Below are 24,253 nucleotides of genomic sequence, written 5' to 3'. Positions count from 1 at the left end.
ATTTCCTTATTTCTGGGTATTATTGTAATGATTGAGCCATGCCAATCCGGCTTGGGTTGTGCTTGCTGGTCGATATTCACAGCCAATCTGACCTTGATAGCCGTTCTTATCGATTAAGCTGAATAGATAGTTATCATTTAGCTCACCACTATTGGGTTCATTGCGATGAGGGACTGAGGCCGTTTGAATGTGGCCGACATAATTCATGTATCTCTCATAGAGTTTGGTTACATCCCCATGCACGATTTGAGCGTGATAGATATCGAACTGTAATTTCACGTTGTTCCGATTGATTTGCTCAATTAACGCGACCGCTTTATGAAAATCGCACAGATAGTAGTGCGGGTTGTCACGGCGGTTTAGCGGCTCAATCAAAACATCAATCTGGTGCTCGGCAAACAGATCGGCAGCATAGCGAATGTTATCGATAAAGATTTCATCACTGAACGATAACTCGCTTCCCTCAGGAAGACTGCCTGCCATCACATGCACTTTACGGCCTTCTAGGCCAACCGCGTAATCAAGAGCCTTGGCAATACTTTGTTGAAAACGCTCTTGATATTCGGCAATGGCAGCAAAGCCTCGCTCGCCTTGTTCCCATTCGCCAGCGGGAGCATTAAACAGTGAAAACTCAAGTTGGTGCTTTTCAAGTATTTGTTGCAGCGTTTCTATCGGCAGTGAGTAGGGGAATAAGCACTCAACATAGTCAAAGCCTGATGCGCTCGCTTGCTCAAAGCGCTGCTCAAAGGGGAACTCTTGGAACAGCATTGACAAATTTGCAGAAAATGTGGCCATTATTTTTTCATCTCGCGGAGCTCTTGTTGCTCTTGTTCATTTAAGTAACGCACGTCATGCCCTTTGAGCATCAGCGCCAACTTGGCAGTTTCTTCAAGCTCTTCAGCGTTATCGACCGCATCATAGAGATCCGTACCACAGACAACAGGACCATGATTAGCAAGCAAAAAGGCTCTGTTATTGGCGGCTAGACGAGCCAAGTCTTGTGCAATACGGGGATCCCCCGGCTTGTAATAAGGCACAACAGGTAATTGACCGATACGCATGATGTAGTAGGGTGTGCAAGCCTTAAGTGCATTGGTGTAATCCAAGTCTTTCAAACAGGAAACTGCTGTTAATGCCGTACAGTGAAGGTGAACAATAGCACCGCAGTCAGGCTTCTCGCGATAAATCGCCAGGTGAAACTCTGCTTCTTTTGAAGGCTTATCACCACTTAAATGTTCACCGTCCATACTCACAACAGAGAGGCGATCCATATTGAGTCGGCCTAGAGATGAACCTGTTGGAGTGGTTAGGATATTGCCATTAGGCAACCGCAGTGAGATATTACCAGCCCCACCTGTCGCGTAGCCACGATCAAACAAAGACTGACACAAGTTCACAAATTCTTTTCTTAGCTCTGCCTCAGATTTAAACATGAAACATCTCCTGAGCTTGAGAAAAGAACTGCTCACTACCGAAGTTACCTGACTTAAGTGCTAAGGCAAAGTGACCATCGAGTGAAAATACCCAAGGTACGCCTGGGGCAATCTCTTTACCAATATTGAGCGCCGCTAAGTTGAGGTGTTGAGTAACCACTCCAGAGGTTTCGCCGCCCGCAACAATAAAGTTTCGAATACCACGATCAGAGAGTATTTCTGTTAGTTTGGCAAAGAAAGCTTCAACAGCGGCGCTGGCTTTTTCTGCGCCGTATTGCTGCTGGATCTGTTTCAGCTTTTCAACATTGGCGGTTGCATACACCATCGGAGCATAGTCAAGACCTTGCTGCTCCATTACCCATTCAGATACTTGTTGGGCATAACAGTCATCAGTGAGGCAACGCTCAGCTTCAATAGCATAGGTAGGTGCTTTGTCTTGGTATGCTGCAACTTGAAGGTTGGTCATTTGTGAACATGAACCAGACAGAACGACACTAGGTACTTTACTCGGTACTTTCATCTCTGAGTCTTGCTTCTTATGTTGAGAGGCAACGGCCGCGATATGATAAGCCAAACCCGAACCACCAGTAATAAGAGGCATATCGACTAAAGACTGTGCAATTAGAGATAATTGCTGTTCGTTGAATGCGTCCACTACAGCATATTTATGCCCTTCTTGCTGAGCGACGGCGTACGCTTTTAAGATGGCATCGCAACCTTGTTCTACCGTTTGGTAGTTGACGAGTGCTGTTGTCCCATTTGCTTGGGCATCCATCAAGCGTGCAAGGTTTGAGTCGCGCATTGGTGTTATTGGATGATCTCGCATACCAGATTCATTGAGCAACACTCCATTGACATACAAATTGCCATTGAATACGCAACGTCCATTCAAAGGTAATGATGGACAAACAACCGTAAATTTGGTTTTTAATGCTGCCATTAATGCATCTGTTACTGGGCCGATATTGCCCTTCTCGGTACTATCAAACGTAGAACAGTATTTAAAGTAAACATGTGTACAGTCGTTCTGCTGTAAATACGCTAAAGCATTAAGTGATTGCTCTATTGCCTCCGGAGGGGCACATGAGCGAGATTTCAAGCTGATTACAATCGCATCAGCATCGGTTTCGATTGGGCTTTGCGGTACGCCACTTAATTGCACTGTGTTTAGCCCGCCCTTTACTAAGAAACTGGCAATATCAGTGCCCCCAGTAAAGTCATCAGCAATAACCCCTATTCGCATTATTTACTCCATATCATCAGCATTATGTTCGGTACAGGCTCTACAATAACTGCATATAACATTTTTTAACACCCTGCAATTTTGTTAGTTTAAAACAAAAATACGGAAACCCTTAGCAAAAAGCGATAAATAACAATTAGATAATCGCACTTTAGGCAAATACTCCCTGTGTTAATATTTGTGACGACAATCAAGATAACGCGAGCTTGTGTTAATAATTGTCATGATAAACTTGTAAATTGTTAACAATTGATAAATTATGAAAGGCGTAAGCACATGCTCATAAGACATAAATAAAATAAAACTATCTGAAATAGATTGAAAAGGACCCTACCATGAGAAAGATTGCCACACTATCAGCTGCTTTAACCTGTATGGTTTCCCTACCTAGCTTGGCGGAAACTACGATTCGTATTGCACACGATAGCCAACCAGGCTCTCCACTGTTTGTTGCGTTTGAAGCGTTTGAACAAGATCTTGAAACCCGTTCAAATGGCGATATTCAGGTTGAGATTTATGGTGCAGGCCAACTTGGTGGGGTACGTGAAACCACTGAAATGGTTCAAGCAAATAACCTTCAAATGACAACGGCAGCATCAGTACTGCTTTCCCCTATCATTCCACAATTTAACGTGCTTGATACTTTCTATATGTTCGAGGATCGCGCCCATGCTCACCGCGTTCTAGATAGTGATGCTGGTCAAGCCCTGCTTAGCAGCATGGATGAAAAAGGGTTTAAAGGCCTTGGCTATCTAGAGCTTGGCTTTCGTAGCTTTACTAATAATGAAAAGCCATTGAAAAACCTTGAAGATTTCAAAAACCTAAAGATTCGCTCAGCGGCAAATCCAAGTCAGATACAAGCATGGAGATCGGCAGGGCTGTCTCCAATGCCTTTGGCATGGGGTGAGATCTACACCTCTCTTCAACAAGGGTTAATTGGAGGCCAAGAAAGTGCGATTGATTCTATCTATACTCAGCGCTTCTATGAAGTACAAAAATATCTATCTTTGACAGAGCACATGTACAGTAACCACGTTCTGTTTACGAATACAGAGTTTTGGGAGCAACTTTCCGATTCAGACAAAGCCTTGGTTGAACAATCGATCGAAACATTCATAGCGAATCAACGTACGCTAGCAGAGGAACAAAACCAAGCGACACTCGCAACACTAAAAGACGCGGGCGTCAACGTTAATTCTGTTCCAACTGAGGCTCGTGAGCAACTGAAACAAGCTCTCAATTCGGCTGTGATGGAAGAAATCAAAGCGAAGACAGGTGATGAACTGTACACATTCGTTATGCAGAAGACCGAATCTCTACGTTAGAAAATCATGGAGAGGGCACGACAGTGCCCTAATTAAGTTATGTTGAAAAAAACGTTTAACCTATTGGATAAATACTTTGAACCGAGCATTATTGTCACCTTTACTCTTGGTTTGTTTACTTTTATTTTCTTAGAGATTGTTTTACGTCCATTCAATATCTCAATTGCTTGGTCCGGTGAAGCGGCTCGCTTTTTATTTGTGTGGGTGATTTATCTTGGAATTAGTTATGCGATCCGTAACGGACGCCATATTCGTGTCTTAGCACTGGTCAAATTACTACCGGTTAAAACTCAACAGTTTTTGAATTTAGTTAGCAATTTGGTCTTTCTTAGCTATCAAGGCATCGTGCTCTATCATGCGATAAAAATTACCGAAAAGAGCTTTCGTCTGGGACAACTTGCACCCGCAATGGAAATACCACTCGCATTCCTTTACGTCTGCCTTGTGGTCAGTGCTGCTCTTTCAATTATTAGATTATCTATCACCATTAAACGCGATATATCGATCCTTTTCAATATTTCAGAAAACAACGCAGTAACGAAACAAGCCTAACTGGATAATAACTATGACTACGCCAATTCTATTTTTTTCTCTCACTTTGCTGGTCGCAATTGGGGTCCCTATTGGTATTGCACTTGGCTCTGCAAGTATTCTCGCCATTTTGAATCTCCCGTTTCTTAATATAGATTTCTATGTTCAAGGGCTAGTATCTGGGCTAGATTCATTCCCACTCATCGCTATTTTACTCTTTACACTGGCGGCAAGCATTATGAGCCATGGCGGTATTTCGAACCGCCTACTTGCACTTTGTCAGAGCTTTTTCGGCCATTACACTGGTGGTCTTGGTGTAGTAGCAGTCATGTCGTGTATATTTTTTGCTTCTGTGTCAGGTACGGGCTCGGCAACCGTTGCGGCTATTGGCCTCACTATGATCCCGATGATGGTTAAAAGTGGCTATGACAAAGCCTATGCAGGCGCTATGATTGCGACAGCTGGTGGTATTGGTGTCATTATTCCACCGAGTGTAGTCATGATTGTGTATGCCATTGTTTCTGGGCAATCAGTGTCTGCGATGTTCATGGCGGGTATTGTTCCGGGTATTGTTGTTGGTCTGTTTTTGCTTGGGTATAACCTGTATCAATCAAAGAAACATGGTTATGTGGGTACGCCACGAAAAGCGACATGGCCTGAGCGTTGGCAAGCATTCAGTGCGGCAAAGGAAGCAATGTTGCTGCCAATGATCATTTTAGGTGGGATCTACAGTGGTCTATTTACGCCTACTGAGTCAGCAGCGGTCGCAGTGGCTTACGGTATTGTACTTAGTATGTTCTATTACAAAGAGCTAACACTAAAGGGGTTAGCTAAGATGACTCTTGAGTCTGCTCTTCTTGTTTCAACTGTACTCGTGATTGTTGGGGCATCAGTGGCATTTGGGCGTATCTTAACCATTGAGCGTATCCCAAGTATGATCACTGAATTTATTTTGGGCATCACGGAAAACAAGATTCTCATTTTACTGTGTATCAACTTGCTTTTATTGTTAATCGGCACTTTCTTAGAAACTCTCGCCGCCATCGTTATTTTGACGCCTATCCTATTGCCAGTGACTGCATCTATCGGTATGGATCCGGTTCACTTCGGTATTGTTATGGTGGTCAACCTAGCCATTGGTTTTGTGACTCCACCATTGGGTGCAAACTTGTTTATGGCATCGCAAGTTGGCGATATTCGGTTTGAAGATCTCTCACGAGCCGTCATGGGTTGGATCGCTAGCATGATTGCAGCACTCATGTTAATTACTTTCGTGCCTGAAATCTCGCTATGGCTACCTAGCGTGATGGCAAAGTAAATTTATTTCGTGCCCTTGTTCTAAAATTATAAATAAAAACAAGGGCAAACCTAATATTCCTTAGACTATCCTGTGCTGTTAATATGACAGTGCTTACGAATATCGGAAACAACTATGATCCCAGCAGAGCGTCACAGAACTATACTATCTCTACTTTCAGCCCATGAGGTTATAAGCATTAATGAGCTAGCAGATCGGCTGCAAGTCTCACATATGACTATTCGTCGTGATATCGCCAAACTCGAAGAGCTGGAAAAAGTGACTTCAGTTTCTGGCGGTGTGCAACTCACTCAGATACTCGAGAGTGAGCCATCTCATGATATTAAGTCGGTTTTAAAATCGAATGAAAAATCACTCATAGGTTATATTGCAAGTCAATTGATTCCGAAGAAGAGCACAATATATCTTGATGCGGGTACAACTACACTCGAGATTGCTCATCACATTGCTCAGCGAGATGATTTGCTGGTGATCACTAACGATTTTGTGATTTCAGCTTACCTGTCACGCCATGGTGAATGTGAGTTATACCATACTGGTGGGCGTGTGGATAAAGCCAACCAATCCAGTATTGGAGGTAAAGTCGCGGAATTTTTAGCCTCGATGAATATTGATATTGCCTTTATTTCAACATCTTCATGGAATCTCAATGGAATTTCGACACCGAGTGAACCTAAGGTTGTTGTTAAAAAAGCGATAGCTAGCGCCGCACAAAAGAACATTCTTGTCAGTGACTCATCTAAATATGGGCGAGTTGCGACGTTTCATGCAATAGGCATCAAATGCTTTGACACAATTGTTACAGACACTGAGTTTCCAGTCCATGTTCAAAATGAGCTTGAAGATAAAGGTATTAAAGTTATAACTGCCCATCTTGATGAACCTATCTCTTCTCTAAATAACAAGGTAAAGATGCCCGATTGATAGGGTTGTGTTGTTCAAATTGACCTCGAGCTTCAATTTGGATATGAAGAACAATTTTGTTGGACCTTCTAAATCAGCTGTCCTTTTCCCTTTCAATTGTTACGCCGATTTTTTTAATCATTTTGCTAGGCTACACCTTTCGGCGTATCAATTGGATTGATGAAAATTTTATCGACATTGCCTCGAAACTTATTTTTCGAGTTGGTTTACCTGCGATGTTGTTTATTAGTATTGCTACTTCGGAACATGACTTTACTCAAGCTTTTGATTTTATATTTTTTTCCGTTGTTTTGACTGTGGCGTTTTTTATTGTTTGCACTCTATCGACCAAGTTGATCTTTAAACATTCGGCAGATCATGATGTATTGATACAGGGCTGCTTTAGAGCCAATACGTCTATTATCGGTGTTGCTTATGTCGACAATGCCTTTGGTAGTCAAGGGGTTGCACTTGCTGCACTATATATCGCTGTGATTACAGTGGTATATAATATTCAAGCGGTTATCTGTTTATCACCTCGTAAGCAGGGCTCTCAGTCTATAAATATAACAACCCTTGTAACGAGCTTAGGCAAAAATCCACTAATTATTTCAATTGTCTTGGGCTTACTTGTTGCACTCTTTCCTATTAGTTTACCGAACGTGATGGTCGATACAGGTAATTATTTAGCGAAAATGACCTTGCCTCTCGCGCTTGTCTGCACTGGAGGGAGCCTGAATTTAAAGATGTTACGCAATAATCAAGGCCCAACTTGGTTTGCTTCATCCTATAAATTGATAGTTGCTCCGCTGTTGTTCACCTTTTTTGCTTGTTACTTTGGTTTTCGGGGTGTTGAATTGGGGGTATTGTTCTTTATGAACGCAGTTCCAGTCGCGGCCGCAAGCTATGCAATGGTATTGGCGTCGGGCGGTAATACTACCTTATGCGCCAATATAATAGGCCTGACAACCTTGCTTTCTAGTCTCACTGTTTGTTTAGGGACGTTAGCTTTGTCGTTACTGGAAATAATTTAATATACATTCGAAATAAAAACATTGTTTGGGACAGGATTCCTTTGCAAAACTCTCTCAACAACGTTTAGAGGATCTCGCCACTAAGCAGGCATGGGAGTTCGATCCTGAGCGAGTCCTAGCTTTCTGCAACCACCCCATTGCTATTGCATGATGCACAGCCTAATGTTGCGCATCATGCAATAGTCGAACTTGAGAGAAGTTTTGATGTCAGTGTCATTACTCAAAACGTCGATGATTTACACGAAAGAGCTGGAAGCACCAACGTTATTCACTTACATGGTAGACTAAACGTTGCGCAAAGCAGCTTGGATGGAGCTGTAGCTTACCCTTGGCATGGGAAACCAATATTGATAGGTCAGCGATGCGAATTTAATTGCCAACTTTGGCCCAACGTTGTGTTGTTTGGTGAACCAGTATTGCATTTAGATGAAGCGCGAAAGCCCATTGCAGACGCTGACAAAGTACTCGCTATCGGCAGCTCCTTGACGGTTACGGTTCAGCCAGCTGCGGGATTACTTAATGAGCCAGTGTCCACGCAGAGAAAGTCCTTATCTCAAAAGAAGTAAAGACAAAACCATTTGGCTACCAATTTATTCGTGGCAATGCTACCGAGTTAGTGCCTTTTGTGTGCGCCAATTGGTTGCGTGAGAGCTAAACGATAGCCTGTGAATTATTCTCAAAATCAAAGCTCATTATCTTGATTGAAGGATTAGGAAAAGTATCACAAATTTCAAACGATTTGCTTTCAATACCTCCAGGCCCCAAATCATTTAGGGGCAAAAATGAGTTAGCCAGCGTAGTGGTTTCTTCCTAACAACCTTTTTAAAACTCTGTGCCTAGTTCAAAAAAGGCGAACCCATTGGCTCGCCTCTTCTGTTAATAGAGATTTGTTAGCTCGCTTTTGATCCGGCGTGCTGCTCTACCATAAACGTGATGACTTCTTCATTTAAGCAAGATTTGCTGATGTATTGGCGTTGTTTACCAAGATGAAGGATAAAACCTAGATCTGTTTGTTCGAGTTGGTCGATTTCACTCCAAGCGAGGCTGCGATCGATTTTACCGCTTTTATAGCGCACGCCATCTGCATTCACTTCAAACACCACTTTGTTGCCACGGCTTGAACTGATGGTTTGACGCCATAGCCACCAGGTTCTTTTGAAATAAACGCTACAGGCTTCAATCACACTCAATACGATAAAGAACCAACCGACATAACCGTTAGGTAGCAGTTCAAACTCCAATAAAACCACACCAAAAATTAGAAAGAGGATCCCTTTCAAATACGCTTGTGGGAACTTAACTGGCTGGCTAGTTTGATCATAACACTCAGCAAAGAAAGGTTTGTCGAGTATGTATTCTGTAGTGAATTCGAAATCTTTAGACATGTATGGTTACTTCAAGGCTTCTGTAAATGAGTAATCTTGGTTGCACTCTCGCAACGCCTGCATTGTAGCGCTTCTCGGGATTTATCTTTAGTCCTTTTGATTCTGTTTTGTAAATCAATGATACCGCCACGCAAAAAGACCTCGGTGCACTCGCCAAGATCAAACAAGGCGAACCATTTGGCTCGCCTAGTTAATTAATGACCTATATGACTTATAAGGTTTTCTACTTTAGAGGGTCGTTGTCTGGCAATGCACTGTGTATCCATACTGCCAGTCGGTGTTTGATGCTTGCGCCGTCTAGCTTGCTTTCCGGTAGTGGCGTGATCTGTTTGGCATCGACCAAGAATAGGTAAATCGCTTTTACTCTCAGAGGTTGCGGTGACTGTGGAAGGTCAAAACCTTGTAGCTTCGCCATCTTACCACCAATCTCTAGTGCCTTCTTAACCAGTTTGTCTTCATTGTGAAGCTTGGAGCTTTTTGACATTGATAAATCCTCTTCTTCGCTTCGGCTAAGAATACATTAAGTATCGCCAATAACGTGTTATAAAACTCTCATATTGATTACGTAGCGTCGATTTTTTGGAATCTACATCGACAAAGATATACCAATTGGTTCGCCTTTCTTTTTCTGTCACTTTCGATAATACTCTTGCGCAATATTACTCAGCTGGAAAATTTTATGCCTCAAGCAAACTCTGTGGTCGTACTCGACTTTGAAACCACAGGTCTCTCTCCTACTTTAGGTGATCGCGCAATAGAAATTGGTGCGGTAAAGTTAGTCGATGGCGAGGTTGTTGATAGTTTTCAGCAACTCATGAATCCCGGTTTCAGAGTGAGCTCTTTCATTGAGAACTATACCGGCATTACCAACAATATGTTACGTTCGGCACCAAGCTGCGAAGAGGTAATGGCGTCATTTAGTGAGTTCATTGCTGGCGAGAACCTTATCGCTCACAACGCGTCTTTCGATAAACGATTTTTAGATGCAGAGCTTGAACGAATCAACTGTGGTTATTCGGGTGAGTTTGCTTGCTCCTTGCTGGTAGCAAGACGGCTCATTCAAGATGCCCCATCACACAAGCTAGGTGAACTTGTTCGCTATAAAAATATCGACAACGACGGTGTTTTTCACCGCGCACTAGCCGATGCGCAAATGACAGCCAAGCTTTGGACAAAAGTTACTTAGAGTAATCACTTAAATTAGGAAAATGCGGATAACTTTAGATATGGGAAAGTCGCTTAGTGAAGTGTCTAGTTTTGCTGGTGCAGATCACCATTGCGGCTAGTATGAAGCGTCAAGATTTAACGCAGAAAGCGGCACGTAAATTTAAGTGCACTACAGACAGCAAGCATCAAATGCCAGTTGCTCCAAACTTGTTGGCTCAGAACTTTAACGCAGCGGCTCCGAATGAAAAATGGGCGGGAGACATCACCTATGTTGCGACAAGCGAAGGCTGGTTGTACTTGGCGGTAATTATTGACCTTTACTCAAGACAAGTAATCGGATGGTCTATGGATACCAGAATGACGGCTACGCTGGTCTGTGATGCGCTATCAATGGCTTTGTTCCGTCGCGGATTTCCTGAGCAGGTTATCGTTCATAGTGATCGAGGCAGTCAGTACTGCTCAAAAGATTATCGAGACCTCATAACTGTTTATAATCTAAAGCAAAGTATGAGTAGGAAAGGAAACTGCTGGGACAATGCTTGTGTTGAGAGCTTCTTCCATTCGATGAAAGTTGAAGCGATCCAATATGAACCGATTATGACGAGAGACCAGATGCGCCAAACGATCTTCGAGTACATAGAGGTTGATTATAATCGGACGAGAAGGCACAGTGCTCTTGGGTATCTAAGCCCTGTTAACTTTGAACAGCAAAATGTGGCTTAATGAAGTGTCCAGTCTGGCTGGAGCAGATCACTCTCTATGATTGTCAGTAGTTTTGAGATAACTAATTCCATTAACCTTAATTACAAAAACCTTTTGACCCTTGTTGTATTTGCCTTGGTTGTTTTTGTAAATGGTTACAAATGTAGTCCCTTTTTCGATAGCATCAACTATTGCTTGTCTGGTGTACGAAGCCCCTTCTCCAACACTTTCGCCTTTATCCTCATGTGCGTATAAATGCGTTATGTGAGTGTGCTCGGAGTTATATCTTACTGCAGAAATTAAGTAATCAGCCCATTTAGCCATATACAGTCCTTACTTTATGTGTGGATATGAAACTGTAACTGATTTAGCTGATAAAAAATATGAATAAAGACACATAATAGAATGCACGCTGTTTAGCCTAACGAATGACATGGATTCCCCCTCCCGAGGATCTGCCACACTCAAGTGGTCAACACTATTACTGGAGGCACCATGTCTAATCTGTCTTATTGAGGTATCGATCTCGCTAAAAATCACTTCAGTGTTCATGCTATTAACCAGCATGGTAAAGTCATTCTTCACAAGAATGTCACACGCTCTAAGTTGCTTAATACCATAGCAAAACTGCCTCCTATGCGTATAGGGTTAGAAGCTTGCGGTGGTGCTCATTATTGGGCAAGAACATTCAATCAACTCGGTCATGACTGTCGTATTATGGCAGCCAAATATGTTGCACCCTACCGGATGAAAGGGAAAAACGATCTGAATGATGCCGCTGCTATTTGCGAAGCTGTCCAGAGACCATCTACTCGATTTGTCCCCATAAAATCACCTGAACAACAAGCCGTCCTTGCAACTCACCGTATGCGAGAGCACTGGGTTCGAGAAAGAACGGCATTGATGAATCGGATACGCGCCATATTGGCTGAATTTGGGCTTGTCATGCCGACAGGGAGAGCTTCTCTGATGAAACAAGTTCCACTTATTCTAGAAGATGCTGAAAATCAACTTCCACATCAAGCGCGACAAATTATCAATGAAGCGTATTCGCACCTAAAAAACCTCAACCAACAAATTGAAGACACCGAAACTACGTTTATGTCTATGGCCAAACAACATGACAATACGAGAAGACTTCTGAAGGTTCGAGGTGTCGGGCCACAGACCGCAACCGCCATCATTGCTGCTATTGGTGATGGCAGTCAATTTGATAAGAGTCGAGATCTAGCAGCTTGGCTAGGTCTTGTCCCTAAACAGTTCTCTACGGGAGGGAAGAATCGGTTAGGAAGGATAACGAAGCATGGCGACAAGTATATTCGTACCTTACTCGTTCACGGTGCACGAGCTGTCATTACCACAATTGGTGATAAACAAGATAGGTTGAGTCAGTGGTGTCGCCAAATAAAGGAAAGACGAGGACTAAACCGAGCGATTGTGGCACTTGCAGCGAAGAATGCTCGCATCATCTGGTCTTTACTCCACAATCAAACCGAATATGAGAACTACGCTGCTTAACATCTAAAGCACTAAGCAGCGTTATTAAGAGTTAAACCCACCGGGTCATTGCAGACGCTAATGATGGAGATAGGTTAAGACCACTTGCGGAGAGCCTGTTAATGCGGCGGACACACTAGATGTCATCTAACGAATAAGGCACCGCAGTCGCGCAAAGTCATCAGGGTCACGATGTATGCGAATCATCGATAAGTAGACCGAATGTAGAGCGGCAGTCCAAAACCCATCACTTGAAGTTTAGCGGATGTTTGACAACCGGGGGAATCCATGTAGCCCTGTTAAGGTGTGAGCAACGCAATACCGATGCCGCCGCATAACACCTTAAACACAAAACGCAACGCATAGCAAAAATGCCAAGCGTTGCGAATCACTCTTAAACAGTTTGTTATAAGCGTAGTTCTAGTTAACTGCCAGCTCTGTAGCTAACTGGTCTGGATACGCTGTTACCAAAGTAGTCTTTGCACTCAAAGCTTCTAAGTTTTGCTTGATACTACCAATTGTTCGTGGAATAAATTGGCTTGAATCCCCCATAATCCCACGAACCATATCAACACCTAGATTTGATAAACCACCGCTTTCGATCTGGAATTGCGTATAAACATCAACATGATACCCACCTTCGTACTGCCATAAGCAAGTATAGAACTGCGTATTTTCACCATATGATGACATGGAGCTATCGGCAGCCTGTGCATAAACCAAAGCCCCATCACACGTTGGTATTTTCATTCCTCCCGCTAGGGCAGCCATTGCTGATTTTCCGAAAGGGTTTGTCAATTGAAAACGGGGAGCTTTTTTAGGCAGCGGATAAGGTGGTAAATCTTCCACAATTCTTACCGAATCTGTATTGGCTTGTAGAGCCTCTTTGATAGCCTGGCTCATCTGAGTTGGCGAGACGGAGTCATCAACTTGAACATTGTAAACTACATAACTCTTTTTAGTTTCTTTGGTTTTAGCCATAGACGTTGATTTGCAACCAGTTAGTGCTAGCGAAGCAAAAACCACAGCAGCAACGATTTTCTTATTCATTATTTATTCCTTGTAGCTATAAAATGACATTATCTCATAAATTGAACAATGAAATGCAACAAGTGCCACTACAATTGTGACGACCATCATAGCTTATAACGCCCTGTTAAGGTGTGAGCAACGCAATACCAAAGCCGCCGCATACCACCTTAAACACTAAAACCAACGCATAGTAAAAATGCCACGCGTTGCGAATCACTCTTAAACAGTTTGTTGAACGAAGCCGCTACGCGGCAGAGTAAAGTGAGCGCAAGCCATACTCTTGTAACACCATCACCCTGATGGTCATTCACAGGAGTTGCCCCATGAAACCAGCCGACTTAAAACGCTACAACGCCCTTTATGAACAACACCTTAACAATCTAAAGCTGCAAGGTAAACGACCCGCGACCATTGATGCCTATTCTCGTGCTGTTCGTCGGATCACCGCCCATTTTGATCGAGTTCCTGATACGTTAACCACTAATGACCTTAAACAGTTCTTCGCCTCTCTCATCCAAACCCACTCGTGGAGCACCATTAAACTCGATCGTAATGGCTTGCAATTTTTCTACCGATACACGCTGGGTAAACAATGGGAATGGCTCAATATTGTCAAACCGCCACAAGTCAAACGACTGCCTGACATACTCACACCGCAGCAAGTCAGTTCGCTCATCACTCACACGCGACAAGCGCGCTACCAAGTCTTCTTCTTAACACTTTATAGTATGGGGTTGCGCCTTGGTGAAGGGCTGAATCTTATGGTTCACGATATCGACAGCCAAACGATGCGCGTTCATATACGGGAAGGAAAAGGCGGGAAAGACCGAATGGTGCCGCTTCCAATGCGAACACTCAGTGCCCTTCGCGCACATTGGCTCACTCATAAGCACCCTCAATTACTTTTCCCTGGCCTTGGGCAAGGTTGCGATGCGCCCATGGATAGAGGCGGCATTCAAAAGACGATGAAGCTAGTGCTCAAAGAGTCTGGCATCCAAAAACAGGCGAGCCCTCACTCACTGAGACACTGCTTTGCTACACATTTACTTGAGCAAGGGCTCGACCTGCGCTCACTGCAAACGCTGCTGGGTCACGCAAGCCTTAATACCACCGCCCGTTACACCCGAATGACCCAGATCAAGCAACGTGATGCGGCAATTGCCATCAATCAATTGACCAATGCATTGGATTTAAAGTGGAGCATAAAATGAGCACTTTTATTGAACTGCTTCGCCAACACCATCATGCACTTAAACGTCACCATCATGCGCAGATGAATGGCGACATGCACCGTGCCATTGGAGCTATGCTGCGCTGTAAAACAGAGCAACAAGGTCGGTCACAATGGTTTTGTCACCACTGCCATCATGATGACCGATTGCCCCTTTCTTGTGGTCATCGTCATTGCCCTCAATGCCAACAACGCACCACCACTGATTGGCTTCAGCGTCAGCAACAAAAACGGTTACCTGTTCACTACTTCATGGTGACGTTCACGTTACCGTATCAATTAAGAGTGTTAGCGAGACATCAACCGAAAGCGATATATAACGGTATGTTTAAGGTGGCATCGGGGGTTTTAAAGGATTTTGCCAACAGGCAGCAGCAAGGTGAAATGGGGTTCACTGCCGTGCTTCATACTCACAGTCGACAACGAAATTTGCACCCACATCTGCACATTATTGTGGCGGCAGGCCAATACGATGCCTCAAGGCAAGAGTGGCATAAAGGTAACAAGCATTACCTTTTTAACGCGTTTGCTTTAGCCAAAGTATGGCGGGCAAGAATGCTAGAAACCATCAAGCAACATCCGAGGTTATGGCTGCCCAATGGCATACCCAAGCAATGGGTGGTCGATTGCAGACAAGTAGGATACGGCCAGTCTGCCCTAAGCTATTTGTCGCGCTATCTCTATCGCGGTGTACTGCCTGATGAAGATATCATCAAAGTCACCGATGATGCGGTTACCTTCCGTTATAAAGAGAGCAAGACCAACGCATGGCAAATGCGCACCTTACCCACCCTCAAGTTCTTGCTGCTCATTTTGCAGCACGTTCTGCCCAAAGGGTTACAACGAGTACGAGACTACGGTTTTCTACGTGGTCAGGCACACGCCTTACGGGTTCGCATTCAGTTGCTGCTGTTGAACTTACTCTATCTCATGCCGCCGTTAACAGCGCCAATAAGGACTAAAGCGATACGAGTATGCCCTTGCTGTCAGCATGAGATGGCGTGTGTCGGAGTGAGCCGACCCACGTAGCCGAAAGGCATGAATAATAAGGATAATGGCAAAAGTAAAATAAGAGGAGAAGTAACGACAGACACCATAAAAATAGCTAACTGGTTGATAAGATTGCTATCGCAACCTTATCTTGACCTCGCTCGCCTTGAGAAAAGCCTCAAAGCGGTGTGCCCTTCAAATCCAATCGTACAATTTACTTAATAAAGAGACTTCGGGCTTGTTCAACACTCGGGATTTAACGTTGGCTGCGCAACGCTTAATCCTTATTTGTTGCAACGCTTAATCCTTATTTGTTATGTCACTATCAAATATTACGATGGAATTGCCATAAAAATGGCATTGTGTCTCAAATCAACGGAACTGAATCAAGAATTTACCATCTGATCCGCTGTAAGGATTTATAGACTCATTATTTAGACTGGCTAACATACCGCTAGCTTGTCAGCATTATACCTGTATATGCCATTGCTCTAAGGACGATGGGGTTTCATTTAAAGCTAAAATCAGAGGGTCTGATACGACATCTATACATTGATGTCATTGGTCTCTAGGTTTATATAAGAGAGTGAATGTAAAATCAAAAAGCATGGCACTGACGGGAAGCATAGAGTTTGGTGTAAACTGCATATTGCAGTAGCCCGCGTAACATAGTAGCTGTAGAGCTGACTTTATCTAACACAATCAATGCCGAAGAGCTTCTAACCAGCTTAAACAGGTACGTCGAAAAATCATGTACGTTTCAGACGATAACATTTATTACTCTAGGAATTGCCATGATTCCTTACGGTTCAAACGAGCGTTTCCGCCCATCCCACCAAGTGAGGGAGCAGCCTTCTGCGAACAAGGATAACCTCGTAATTTCGCGTTAAATTGCAGAAGCTCTGCGACTCCAACAATAAGTAGAAAAGCGGTATGGATACCATAAGCCGTATCTATCAAAGCAAAAGTACATTGAGTGAAACAATTTCCAGGTGGGAAATTAAGCCTAAGAAATTAGAAAGCTCAGGCTGGCGAGTATTTCTCTATAATAAAAGCTAAGCTTGATGATGGTGAAGTTCCGATTGAGTGCCAAAAGTTCAATCTTCTAGACAGAAGAGTGTTAGATTAGGTTGCCTTAAGCCCTTTCCGTCACTTTAGGAAAGCTATATTGGTACCATAGTCGTATATTAGATGTTTTATAATTTGCGTATTGGCTAATGCTCTTGCTACATTGCAATCACGCGGATATCAATGTCGGATGGCATTACCTACATAGTTCTGACCATCTTTAGAACTAAACTAACTACTATCCAGACTGATTTTTGTAAAGAATAAATGGGTTCGTAACTTAGGTTTTACCCCTTTTTTAATACAAAACCTTATTCGTGACAAAAATGAACTAATTTGTAATACACTTGCGCAGAAAAAAAAGGAAAATAACTTACTTAACAAAAGGATAGGATAAATAAACATTTTTAGATTGATTTCTTACTAGGAATACCGGAAAAACCGTGAAAATCTGACGGCGAGCACCACTCATAAACGTGAGCGCATAGTACAACCAGTAACGTTTACGCAGAATGAGTTTCTTGTTTTGAGGCACTTTTGTTTTAAATTGAGGGAAAGCAAATGCCATCACCAAAATAAGCACAAAACCTAAACCACCTGCCATTAGATAGACCGTTTTAAAATCAAGTTTGAGCTGTTCGAGCGAAACCCAAATGGCGCCGTAGGTAAACAGAGAAGCCAAAGCTCCAACAGAAATAAATTTACCCAACATTTCCGGTGCTTCTTCTTTCGATAGCCATTGTAAAGACAAAGACTGCTTCAGCGTTTCGAAGTAATGAAAGCCGGTAGACATCAATAAGGTTGTAAAAAGTAGACCGTACAAAGTGGGAAAATAACCTGTTAATGCCGTACCAAGCGTAAGCATCGCCAAAGAGACGAGCATAAAGCGTTGTTCACGGATAAAAAGTAAAACGAATACCGCAGTGAAAGCTAGAAAGCCAGGTACTTCCCTAACACTTTGAAGTAAACCGATATCAGCGCCATCAAAGTTCGCTTTCTCGATAACAAAGTTGTTCAACAACGCCATCCAAGTAGAAAAAGCAATGGGCACGATAATGGAAATTAACAGGAGGAAATTTTGCGGCGTTCTCCAGCCTTGCGATGAGGTAGTCATGATGTTTCCTTTAAATATGAAGGCATCATCATAGCTTCAAATGTAACAAATTCGCAATATCATTATTATTTTCAACCCAAACCAAGCAGATATTGCATAGGGATATTGTTATGAAGATAAACATCGCACTCAATTCCTTGGCTAAGCGCGATGTTGAAATATCGAGAGAAATAGGTAAAAACGCCAGTGATGAGGCTCAGTAACTTAATCGATATTCTTTACTGTTAGACGATTCTTAAATTCAAACACATGTTCTGGACACACATCCAAACAGCGGCCACAACTTATGCAGTTTTGATCCATAACTCGACGATCTCCCTCTTTCAATGGTTGTCGAAGCACCTCAGGTTCTGGGCAGACGTAAAAGCAATCCATGCATTTGGTGCAATCTTCGCGGCGAACAGCAGTAACGCGCAACAGGCTTTTTCGGCCTATCACACCATAGGTAGCACCCAGTGGACATAAGTGCCCACACCACCCATGCTCAACTAAGAGTAAATCCAGTACGAACACCAGTGCGATCAACACCCAACCTGCGCCCATACCAAACACCAATCCGCGATGCAGTGCCGCCACTGGATCTAACCATGTCCAAAGAATCGCGCCAGACAGCGCGCTGCCCAACATCAAAACAGGGATCAGCCAATAGCGAATAGCAGGAGACCAACGATAGCTAGCTTTAATGTTGAACTTTCGGCGCAGCCACGCCGCTAAGTCCGTCACGATGTTCAACGGGCATACCCAAGCACAAAATGCGCGCGGTGCTAAAATCGCGTAGAACACCACGACAATCACTACGCCTAACAGCGCATTAAACTCCGGAACATGCCCTGTCGCCAAAGCTTGAAGCAAAATTAACGGGTCACTTAACGGCACTGCATCGAGCAACATACTTGATGACAGATTACCGGTTAGAATTCCCAACGTCGGCCCAGCCATAAACAGCGCAATGATGGTGAGCTGGCATAGTCTGCGTAAAATCAAAAACCGATGCGCGCGCCACCAGCCAAGCTTTTCAACCGCTTCTTTGCCAGCATTTTGAGCTAAGTTCTTTGCCATTACTTACCTCCTTTTAGCGATTCAAGCGCACCTTCCGGTACAGGCGTCTCACTAGGGAGGATATTTTCGAGTGGTTTGTCGATCTCTTTCCAACCAAAATTGTAGTGACTGCCCACTTTGCCTTTCGCCAAATCCGTCGGGACGACTTTAATAGCAGCGACATCCAACACGCACGCTTGTTCGCACTTGCCACATCCGGTACACACTTCGGAATTCACTGTAGGGATAAGTTTGGCGTGATAACCGGTTCGGTCGTTGTGAACCATCTCTAATGTGATGGCTTCATCAATCAGCGGACAAACGCGATAACAAACGTCGCATCGTAGCCCTTGCCAGTTAAGGCAAGTTTCATGGTCAATAAGAACCGCTGTCCCCATGCGAGCGTCATCAATATCGGTTAGCTTCGGATCCAGCGCCCCACTCGGACAAGCGACCACACAAGGGATGTCTTCACACATTTCGCAGGGAATATCGCGCGCAGTAAAGTAAGGTGAACCAGTGGCTACAGGAGAAAGTAATGTCGCGAGTTTCAATGTGTCGTAAGGGCATGCTTGAACACACAAGCCACATCGAATACAGGCTGATTCGAAATCGCCTTCTGGCAAAGCACCGGGTGGGCGAATAGGCACACCTTTCGTTTCTCGAGCTTGGCTTTGTAGCGATTGTAAGCCCAATACACACGCAGCTGCGCCAACACCAGCCGCAGTTCGAGCTGTATCACGCAAAAATCGACGCCGACTTTGCGATGTTTTAGACTGAGAGGATTTCATGCTATTTCCTCAACGAAACTCCTTTATCAAGTTAAGCATAAATAGCGCTAAACGTACCTCTTCCCCATACCTCATAAGAGGTAACTCCATCCTCAATTGATTCAAGTCAACTGATGTACAGTGCCGTCGTCACAGTTTGAATCATTCCATTTATTTCCTCCAACATGAAATTCACCACGATACTCTACCGTGCACGCCATTTTCAGTACAATAATTCAACACCTTTGCAATCTATTCGCTAAATTCAAAGATAAATGACTACTAAAATTTAGAAAAACATCGCTATAACAACCTAATTTAAAAGGTGTTTATCTCTCAAACTTCAAAAAATACTATCCAAAATAAGGAACTGTGGTTAGATTGAAAATTAATACTAAAAAGCGAAGGAGAGAAGCATGGAAATTATCGTACGTCCAACAACCGTTGAAGACGCAGCGGCACTCGTAGAAATCTATTCACAACCAAAAGCACAACGTGAAACCCTGCAACTCCCAAAACCTTCGCTCGCAATGTGGGTAGAACGATTGTCAAATATGCCCGCTGGCGTTTACAGCTACGTCGCTGAAATCGATGGTAAAGTAGTGGGTAACATTGGCTTTCATCACTCACAGCGTCCAAGAACGGCGCACACGGCCGCGTTTGGTATTGGCGTTCACGACCAGTTTCACGGCCTAGGCGTGGGAAGTAAGTTAATTGAAACCATCATCGAGTTGGCGGATAACTGGTTGAATGTAAGACGCATCCAGTTAGAAGTGAATGCCGACAACGAGACCGCCATTGGCCTGTACAAAAAGCATGGATTTCAAATTGAGGGCGAAGCGATTGATGGCTCCTTCCGAGATGGCGAGTTCATCAATACCTATTACATGGCACGTATCAGGCCAAGTAAAAACTAAATCAAAGCCTCCTAATTGGAGGCTTTTCTTTTTAAACTTCTACTCACTTTCGTAAGTGAGCCAGCGCTCTGCGAGTCAATGCTTCTGTGTAAGGATTGATCTTCCAGTGATCGGGGCTCCAACCTTTCACAAATCGTTGAAAGTCAGCCCACGCAACCGCAAACAAAGGACGCCATTCGCGCTCGACTTCATTGGGGTCGAGATTCGGCTGATAAACCATTAACGCCTGTTGCAACTGAGCAAAATACGTGTCCAAAACCCAAACTTCCATCTCTGCACAACGTTCTGGCTTGACGGCGCTGCTCATGAACAGTGCTACATCTTTCATCGCACAGCCCTGTCCGACGTATTGAAAGTCGACCGCAGCAACGCTTGATTCTTCTCGATCAAAACAGAAGTTCGCCAATTTGGCATCACCGTGTACAAGCGTATTGAACTTGGCTTGCGAAAGCGTTTGATCAATTAATTGAGCGGCATTTTTTAGCTCGGTGTCTTGCAGCACCTCAAGCTCATCGGGTCTGGTTGCCAAGTGCCAATACGTGCCGCTATGCCACAGCTTATCCGAGCGAACACCGATGTAGCGCGCATGAAAGTTCGCCAACCAAGCAAGGCAGGCTCGTAGATGTTCTAGCTTTGCATCGGTGATGACTTTTGGAAAGCCTGCCTCGGCGAGATCTTCCATCACGATGAGCCATTCATTCTCCGATTGGAACGTTTTTAGACCTTGTGGTACTCGGCAGCGAGTGCTCACCTCTCTGGAAAAATCCGTATACCAATTCACCTCCACCTGATAAGAGTGCAGCTTTCTTTGGTGAGATCGGTCAGTATTCCAGCCTCTTGGATGCTCTGAAGGTTTAGGGAGTTTTACATGCTTAATGATCAACGAGCAAGTTGAATAAGTAACTCGGACTAACTCACCATAGCCTCCCCATAGCGATTGTATGACTTCTACCGATTGATAATTCCCGAGCTTTAGCTCCTGGCCAATGCTTTGGTAACGTTGGTGGTTGTCGTTCATCATCATGCAAGCAGATGTGACCACGCTTGGTTTTTCTCCATATAATGAATGACATATGGACAGACTGGTTTGATTTGATAACCGAGTGCCTCAATTTCTGGCAATACCGCTTCCATCATCACTTTTCCGTACCCTTTACCTCGTAATGCTTCAGGAACTACGGTTGATGTGATGTGCATGACATTATTCTCAAGCTGATAAACCACCTTGGCTTTATAACCTTGTTCTAAATCAACCCAAAATGTGTTGTTTTCAACTTCATGAGTTACTTTATGCATATCTTGCTCTCTAATTTTTGTTACGGATTGATTGAATCAAACTATATCACTGAATAGAATCAACACCATGCGGAAGTGCTCTGTCACTTCACGCCCTTACCTTCTCAAATCAGGTACGACAATAATAATGAGAAATATGAGCCCTATTGCCAGAGACGGCAAACTACCTCTGCAAAGCAAGAAGGCCCCCGAACGTCAGGCAAGTACACTAAATAGCACCGATGCAATGGCAATGGTCGAACATGGCAGTGAAGTAAGTTTAAACGTCACGACACCTGTTGGTACCAAGTTTATTACAACCAGCACATTTGTCGGCTGTCACTCAAATAATACCGCATTGATAGAGGTTCCGAACATCTCCGATGAGGACTTGAAATTTTATTTTCAAGAAGGCTTTTGGATCAATGTAAAAGCGTACTCTCATCGAGGGGAAGGTGCTGTCATTCCATTTCGGGCGCAATTGCAGCACCGACTCGGCGACCCGTATCCAATTTTGGTGCTAAGTCTACCCAACACCATGCAGGTCTTTCAGCTTCGTAAAGAAGTACGTTACGAAGTGAATTTGAGGGCGCGCGTTTGTTTAGAAGCCTATCGAACTGAGTGCGAGATAAGAGATTTATCTCGCAGTGGGTGCCGCTTTGTGACATCACCAATGAGCCGACCACTTCAGGTTGGTGATCGCGTTTCATTGGACCTAACCATGCCCGGTGAAAGCCACATGCTCGCGCCATTGAGAGGTCGTATTTGTAACTTACAAAAATCGACACACCATGCTCGCTATGGAATGGAGTTTGATGAGGTTGGTAAAACCAACGCTAAAAACCTCCTGAGTCACCTAAAATTTGATGGGACTAAACTCACACTAAAAAGGTAGCTTTGATAACGAGCACCAAGTAGCGGCCAGTTTTGATACCCGGAAAACAAGAAACCCCTTACTTTGCAGTAAGGGGTTTTGTTTACTAAGAATAAGGCAGAATCTTAGATAACAGTTTCGACTTAGAAGTCGTAACGTAGACCTAGCGCTAGCTCATCTTTTTCATCAGCGCCTTCGTTATCCATTAGATCGAAGTTGTATGATGCGTAGCCACGGAAGTTAGGCTTGAAGTAGTAAGTAACATCAACAGCTAGGTTTTCTACAGTATCAGCATCTTCTAGCTCACCTTTGTTGAACGTAGAAGTAAATACAGTTTGACCCATAGTGTATGATGCAGCTAGTTCGTAGCCTTTGTAATCCGCAGACTCACCTGCAACATCCACGTCTGCGCCTGTGTAGTTACCAGCGAAGTAGAAATCACCTACAGAGTATGCAGCAGCAAGCATGAACTCATCACTATCGTTTTGGTCTGCATAACCAGCACCTAGTTCAATACCAGTATTAGCAAATGCGTAGATACCAGATAGAGAGAAGCCATCTTCCTCGTTGTCTGTAAAACCTTTTGCATCTGTTGTGCGATCAGCAAAGCGGTAGCTAGCACGTACAGCTAGTTGCTCGAATTGGCCTTTGTAAGAAAGCATGTTGTCTGTACGGTCAGATACAGGCAGCTTAAGTGCTGCAGTGTTACCGTGGTAAGCCATAATATCGGTAAAGTCAGTAAGAACGAATAATGCACCGTCGTTTTTACCGTAAGTTAATTCACCGTATTTACCGCCTAGGCCTGCGTAAGCGTAACGAGTTTCAAGATCACTGTTGTTATCTACGGCACCTTCTTCTTTTGTTTCGAACTCACCTTCCCAAAAACCAACACCGTATAGATTTTCATTGATTTCCTGTTTGCCTAGGAAGTTAAGACGGATGCGAGTACGGTCTTTTGCCTTACCATCCATCATAGAAAGACGCGCTTCAGCGCGGCCGCCCATCTCAAGAGAAGTGCCATCTTGGTTGTATAGTTCTGAAGCGACAACTTGAGATCCTGATGCCATTAGCGCCACTGCTACAGCTAAAGTTTTTAATTTCATTGTTATTTTCCATATCATTGTTTTATATGTGTTTTCTCACCAGAAAAACAGGACTTTTCTGTACCAACGAGAAAACTGGCGGCATAGTAGCAGCTGTTATTTTTCACGCAACGCGTTGAATAAACAGCACTTATAGAAGAAAACACCAAGTAAAATGACGATATGAATACCTCTCAACCATCAAGTTATCGGTTGAGGTAAAAAAATCGTTCGCGTCAAAAAAATTTTGACGCAAAAAATGTAAAAATAATCTCACTATATGTGATTTTGCTCGCAAAATATTTTCACTAAATGACTGTTTTA

The 24,253-nt window shown here is 43.7% G+C and carries 23 protein-coding genes and 4 pseudogenes; 14 read left to right on the top strand and 13 right to left on the bottom strand.

Annotated elements, in window-relative coordinates:
- Positions 1–6: 6 nt before the first annotated feature.
- The 3 genes from otnI to otnK are packed head-to-tail and all read right to left on the bottom strand — an operon-like array spanning position 7 to position 2,676.
- Positions 7–795, bottom strand: a complete 789-nt coding sequence (gene otnI / locus B7360_RS01455) for a 2-oxo-tetronate isomerase (protein ID WP_085342583.1) — start codon at positions 793–795, stop codon at positions 7–9.
- The gene (locus B7360_RS01450; protein WP_085342582.1) at positions 795–1,433 is read right to left on the bottom strand and encodes an aldolase; all 639 of its coding nucleotides are present in this window, start codon (positions 1,431–1,433) and stop codon (positions 795–797) included. Before B7360_RS01450 ends, otnI begins: the two co-directional genes overlap by 1 nt.
- Positions 1,426–2,676 (bottom strand): 3-oxo-tetronate kinase, encoded by a 1,251-nt coding sequence (gene otnK, locus B7360_RS01445; protein WP_085342581.1) that lies wholly within the window; start codon positions 2,674–2,676, stop codon positions 1,426–1,428. Before otnK ends, B7360_RS01450 begins: the two co-directional genes overlap by 8 nt.
- A gap of 335 nt (positions 2,677–3,011) precedes the next feature.
- Between otnK and B7360_RS01440 the strand changes: the two genes are divergently transcribed.
- The 6 genes from B7360_RS01440 to B7360_RS01415 all read left to right on the top strand — a co-directional run bounded on the left by B7360_RS01440 (position 3,012) and on the right by B7360_RS01415 (position 8,353).
- Positions 3,012–4,001: a TRAP transporter substrate-binding protein gene (locus B7360_RS01440; protein WP_085342580.1), complete on the top strand. Its 990-nt coding sequence runs from the start codon at positions 3,012–3,014 to the stop codon at positions 3,999–4,001.
- Positions 4,002–4,064: 63 nt separating this feature from the next.
- Positions 4,065–4,553, top strand: a complete 489-nt coding sequence (locus B7360_RS01435; protein ID WP_216819526.1) for a TRAP transporter small permease — start codon at positions 4,065–4,067, stop codon at positions 4,551–4,553.
- Between the two features lie 13 nt (positions 4,554–4,566).
- A complete protein-coding gene (locus B7360_RS01430) occupies positions 4,567–5,850 on the top strand; it encodes a TRAP transporter large permease (protein ID WP_085342578.1) in 1,284 nt (427 codons plus the stop codon).
- Between the two features lie 114 nt (positions 5,851–5,964).
- On the top strand, positions 5,965–6,774 hold the full coding sequence (locus tag B7360_RS01425; RefSeq protein WP_085342577.1) for a DeoR/GlpR family DNA-binding transcription regulator: 810 nt from the start codon (positions 5,965–5,967) through the stop codon (positions 6,772–6,774).
- A gap of 56 nt (positions 6,775–6,830) precedes the next feature.
- Positions 6,831–7,787 carry an AEC family transporter gene (locus B7360_RS01420; protein ID WP_101911764.1) on the top strand — a complete coding sequence of 319 codons (957 nt, stop codon included), beginning with the start codon at positions 6,831–6,833 and terminating at the stop codon, positions 7,785–7,787.
- A gap of 137 nt (positions 7,788–7,924) precedes the next feature.
- Positions 7,925–8,353, top strand: a complete 429-nt coding sequence (locus tag B7360_RS01415; protein WP_085342576.1) for a Sir2 family NAD-dependent protein deacetylase — start codon at positions 7,925–7,927, stop codon at positions 8,351–8,353.
- 324 nt (positions 8,354–8,677) lie between these two features.
- On the opposite strand, the gene B7360_RS01410 is transcribed toward B7360_RS01415, so the two are convergent.
- A complete protein-coding gene (locus B7360_RS01410) occupies positions 8,678–9,172 on the bottom strand; it encodes a YcxB family protein (protein WP_085342575.1) in 495 nt (164 codons plus the stop codon).
- Between the two features lie 223 nt (positions 9,173–9,395).
- Positions 9,396–9,656: a DUF5062 family protein gene (locus B7360_RS01405; protein ID WP_005376453.1), complete on the bottom strand. Its 261-nt coding sequence runs from the start codon at positions 9,654–9,656 to the stop codon at positions 9,396–9,398.
- 195 nt (positions 9,657–9,851) lie between these two features.
- Here B7360_RS01405 and B7360_RS01400 point away from each other — a divergent pair.
- Together B7360_RS01400 and B7360_RS01395 are read left to right on the top strand one after the other, a co-directional pair.
- A pseudogene (locus B7360_RS01400) lies at positions 9,852–10,343 on the top strand (PolC-type DNA polymerase III); the annotation flags it as partial.
- Positions 10,344–10,444: 101 nt separating this feature from the next.
- Positions 10,445–11,062 (top strand): annotated as a pseudogene (locus B7360_RS01395) (IS3 family transposase); the annotation flags it as partial.
- A 27-nt stretch (positions 11,063–11,089) separates the two neighbouring features.
- On the opposite strand, the gene B7360_RS01390 reads toward B7360_RS01395, so the two are convergent.
- A complete protein-coding gene (locus B7360_RS01390; RefSeq protein WP_085342574.1) occupies positions 11,090–11,365 on the bottom strand; it encodes a DUF3892 domain-containing protein in 276 nt (91 codons plus the stop codon).
- Positions 11,366–11,560: 195 nt separating this feature from the next.
- Here B7360_RS01390 and B7360_RS01385 point away from each other — a divergent pair, with 195 nt between their 5' ends.
- Positions 11,561–12,559, top strand: coding sequence for an IS110 family transposase (locus tag B7360_RS01385; RefSeq protein ID WP_164673207.1), 999 nt, complete (start codon positions 11,561–11,563; stop codon positions 12,557–12,559).
- 399 nt (positions 12,560–12,958) lie between these two features.
- On the opposite strand, the gene B7360_RS01375 is transcribed toward B7360_RS01385, so the two are convergent.
- On the bottom strand, positions 12,959–13,588 hold the full coding sequence (locus B7360_RS01375) for a hypothetical protein (protein WP_085342572.1): 630 nt from the start codon (positions 13,586–13,588) through the stop codon (positions 12,959–12,961).
- Between the two features lie 305 nt (positions 13,589–13,893).
- Between B7360_RS01375 and B7360_RS01365 the strand changes: the two genes are divergently transcribed.
- The 3 genes and pseudogenes from B7360_RS01365 to B7360_RS25360 form a co-directional block, all read left to right on the top strand.
- Complete coding sequence (locus B7360_RS01365) at positions 13,894–14,781, top strand: site-specific integrase (RefSeq protein ID WP_085342571.1); 888 nt, start codon at positions 13,894–13,896, stop codon at positions 14,779–14,781.
- The gene (locus B7360_RS01360; protein WP_085342570.1) at positions 14,778–15,830 is read left to right on the top strand and encodes a transposase; all 1,053 of its coding nucleotides are present in this window, start codon (positions 14,778–14,780) and stop codon (positions 15,828–15,830) included. The genes B7360_RS01365 and B7360_RS01360 overlap by 4 nt, the downstream gene beginning before the upstream one ends.
- Positions 15,831–16,206: 376 nt before the next feature.
- Positions 16,207–16,806 (top strand): annotated as a pseudogene (locus tag B7360_RS25360) (transposase); the annotation flags it as partial.
- Between the two features lie 474 nt (positions 16,807–17,280).
- Here B7360_RS25360 and B7360_RS01355 read toward each other — a convergent pair.
- The 3 genes and pseudogenes from B7360_RS01355 to napG form a co-directional block, all read right to left on the bottom strand.
- A pseudogene (locus tag B7360_RS01355) lies at positions 17,281–17,973 on the bottom strand (MFS transporter); the annotation flags it as partial.
- Between the two features lie 204 nt (positions 17,974–18,177).
- Entirely contained in the window at positions 18,178–19,032 is an 855-nt protein-coding gene (gene napH, locus B7360_RS01350) for a quinol dehydrogenase ferredoxin subunit NapH (protein ID WP_085342569.1), read from the bottom strand.
- A complete protein-coding gene (gene napG, locus B7360_RS01345) occupies positions 19,032–19,802 on the bottom strand; it encodes a ferredoxin-type protein NapG (RefSeq protein WP_085342568.1) in 771 nt (256 codons plus the stop codon). The genes napH and napG overlap by 1 nt, the downstream gene beginning before the upstream one ends.
- 395 nt (positions 19,803–20,197) lie before the next feature.
- Between napG and B7360_RS01340 the strand changes: the two genes are divergently transcribed.
- Positions 20,198–20,698 carry a GNAT family N-acetyltransferase gene (locus B7360_RS01340; protein WP_085342567.1) on the top strand — a complete coding sequence of 167 codons (501 nt, stop codon included), beginning with the start codon at positions 20,198–20,200 and terminating at the stop codon, positions 20,696–20,698.
- A gap of 43 nt (positions 20,699–20,741) precedes the next feature.
- Here B7360_RS01340 and B7360_RS01335 read toward each other — a convergent pair whose 3' ends face one another.
- Together B7360_RS01335 and B7360_RS01330 are read right to left on the bottom strand one after the other, a co-directional pair.
- Positions 20,742–21,716 (bottom strand): phosphotransferase, encoded by a 975-nt coding sequence (locus B7360_RS01335; protein WP_371343557.1) that lies wholly within the window; start codon positions 21,714–21,716, stop codon positions 20,742–20,744.
- 2 nt (positions 21,717–21,718) lie between these two features.
- Positions 21,719–21,994: a GNAT family N-acetyltransferase gene (locus tag B7360_RS01330; RefSeq protein WP_006741945.1), complete on the bottom strand. Its 276-nt coding sequence runs from the start codon at positions 21,992–21,994 to the stop codon at positions 21,719–21,721.
- Positions 21,995–22,121: 127 nt separating this feature from the next.
- On the opposite strand from B7360_RS01330, the gene B7360_RS01325 reads away from it, so the two are divergent.
- Positions 22,122–22,868 (top strand): flagellar brake protein, encoded by a 747-nt coding sequence (locus B7360_RS01325; protein WP_049873550.1) that lies wholly within the window; start codon positions 22,122–22,124, stop codon positions 22,866–22,868.
- A gap of 122 nt (positions 22,869–22,990) precedes the next feature.
- Here the strand turns inward: B7360_RS01325 and B7360_RS01320 are convergent, their stop codons facing one another.
- The gene (locus B7360_RS01320; RefSeq protein ID WP_085342566.1) at positions 22,991–23,950 is read right to left on the bottom strand and encodes a porin; all 960 of its coding nucleotides are present in this window, start codon (positions 23,948–23,950) and stop codon (positions 22,991–22,993) included.
- Positions 23,951–24,253: the final 303 nt, after the last annotated feature.

Origin of the sequence: Vibrio sp. ArtGut-C1 (assembly GCF_002105475.1) — a bacterium.
GTDB lineage: Bacteria > Pseudomonadota > Gammaproteobacteria > Enterobacterales > Vibrionaceae > Vibrio > Vibrio diabolicus.
The sequence above is the reverse complement of the archived record's forward strand: the minus strand, read 5'-3'. Positions and strand labels throughout refer to the sequence as shown.

Excerpts from the sequence above, each read along its gene's own strand:
- B7360_RS01410 (WP_085342575.1), bottom strand. The coding sequence starts at position 9,172 with ATGTCTAAAGATTTCGAATTCACTACAGAATACATACTCGACAAACCT.
- otnI (WP_085342583.1), bottom strand. The coding sequence starts at position 795 with ATGGCCACATTTTCTGCAAATTTGTCAATGCTGTTCCAAGAGTTCCCC.
- B7360_RS01320 (WP_085342566.1), bottom strand. The coding sequence starts at position 23,950 with ATGAAATTAAAAACTTTAGCTGTAGCAGTGGCGCTAATGGCATCAGGA.
- B7360_RS01430 (WP_085342578.1), top strand. The coding sequence starts at position 4,567 with ATGACTACGCCAATTCTATTTTTTTCTCTCACTTTGCTGGTCGCAATT.
- B7360_RS01360 (WP_085342570.1), top strand. The coding sequence starts at position 14,778 with ATGAGCACTTTTATTGAACTGCTTCGCCAACACCATCATGCACTTAAA.
- napG (WP_085342568.1), bottom strand. The coding sequence starts at position 19,802 with ATGAAATCCTCTCAGTCTAAAACATCGCAAAGTCGGCGTCGATTTTTG.
- otnK (WP_085342581.1), bottom strand. The coding sequence starts at position 2,676 with ATGCGAATAGGGGTTATTGCTGATGACTTTACTGGGGGCACTGATATT.
- B7360_RS01330 (WP_006741945.1), bottom strand. The coding sequence starts at position 21,994 with ATGCATAAAGTAACTCATGAAGTTGAAAACAACACATTTTGGGTTGAT.
- B7360_RS01325 (WP_049873550.1), top strand. The coding sequence starts at position 22,122 with ATGAGAAATATGAGCCCTATTGCCAGAGACGGCAAACTACCTCTGCAA.
- B7360_RS01375 (WP_085342572.1), bottom strand. The coding sequence starts at position 13,588 with ATGAATAAGAAAATCGTTGCTGCTGTGGTTTTTGCTTCGCTAGCACTA.
- B7360_RS01440 (WP_085342580.1), top strand. The coding sequence starts at position 3,012 with ATGAGAAAGATTGCCACACTATCAGCTGCTTTAACCTGTATGGTTTCC.
- B7360_RS01390 (WP_085342574.1), bottom strand. The coding sequence starts at position 11,365 with ATGGCTAAATGGGCTGATTACTTAATTTCTGCAGTAAGATATAACTCC.
- napH (WP_085342569.1), bottom strand. The coding sequence starts at position 19,032 with ATGGCAAAGAACTTAGCTCAAAATGCTGGCAAAGAAGCGGTTGAAAAG.
- B7360_RS01405 (WP_005376453.1), bottom strand. The coding sequence starts at position 9,656 with ATGTCAAAAAGCTCCAAGCTTCACAATGAAGACAAACTGGTTAAGAAG.
- B7360_RS01340 (WP_085342567.1), top strand. The coding sequence starts at position 20,198 with ATGGAAATTATCGTACGTCCAACAACCGTTGAAGACGCAGCGGCACTC.
- B7360_RS01335 (WP_371343557.1), bottom strand. The coding sequence starts at position 21,716 with ATGAACGACAACCACCAACGTTACCAAAGCATTGGCCAGGAGCTAAAG.
- B7360_RS01425 (WP_085342577.1), top strand. The coding sequence starts at position 5,965 with ATGATCCCAGCAGAGCGTCACAGAACTATACTATCTCTACTTTCAGCC.
- B7360_RS01450 (WP_085342582.1), bottom strand. The coding sequence starts at position 1,433 with ATGTTTAAATCTGAGGCAGAGCTAAGAAAAGAATTTGTGAACTTGTGT.
- B7360_RS01365 (WP_085342571.1), top strand. The coding sequence starts at position 13,894 with ATGAAACCAGCCGACTTAAAACGCTACAACGCCCTTTATGAACAACAC.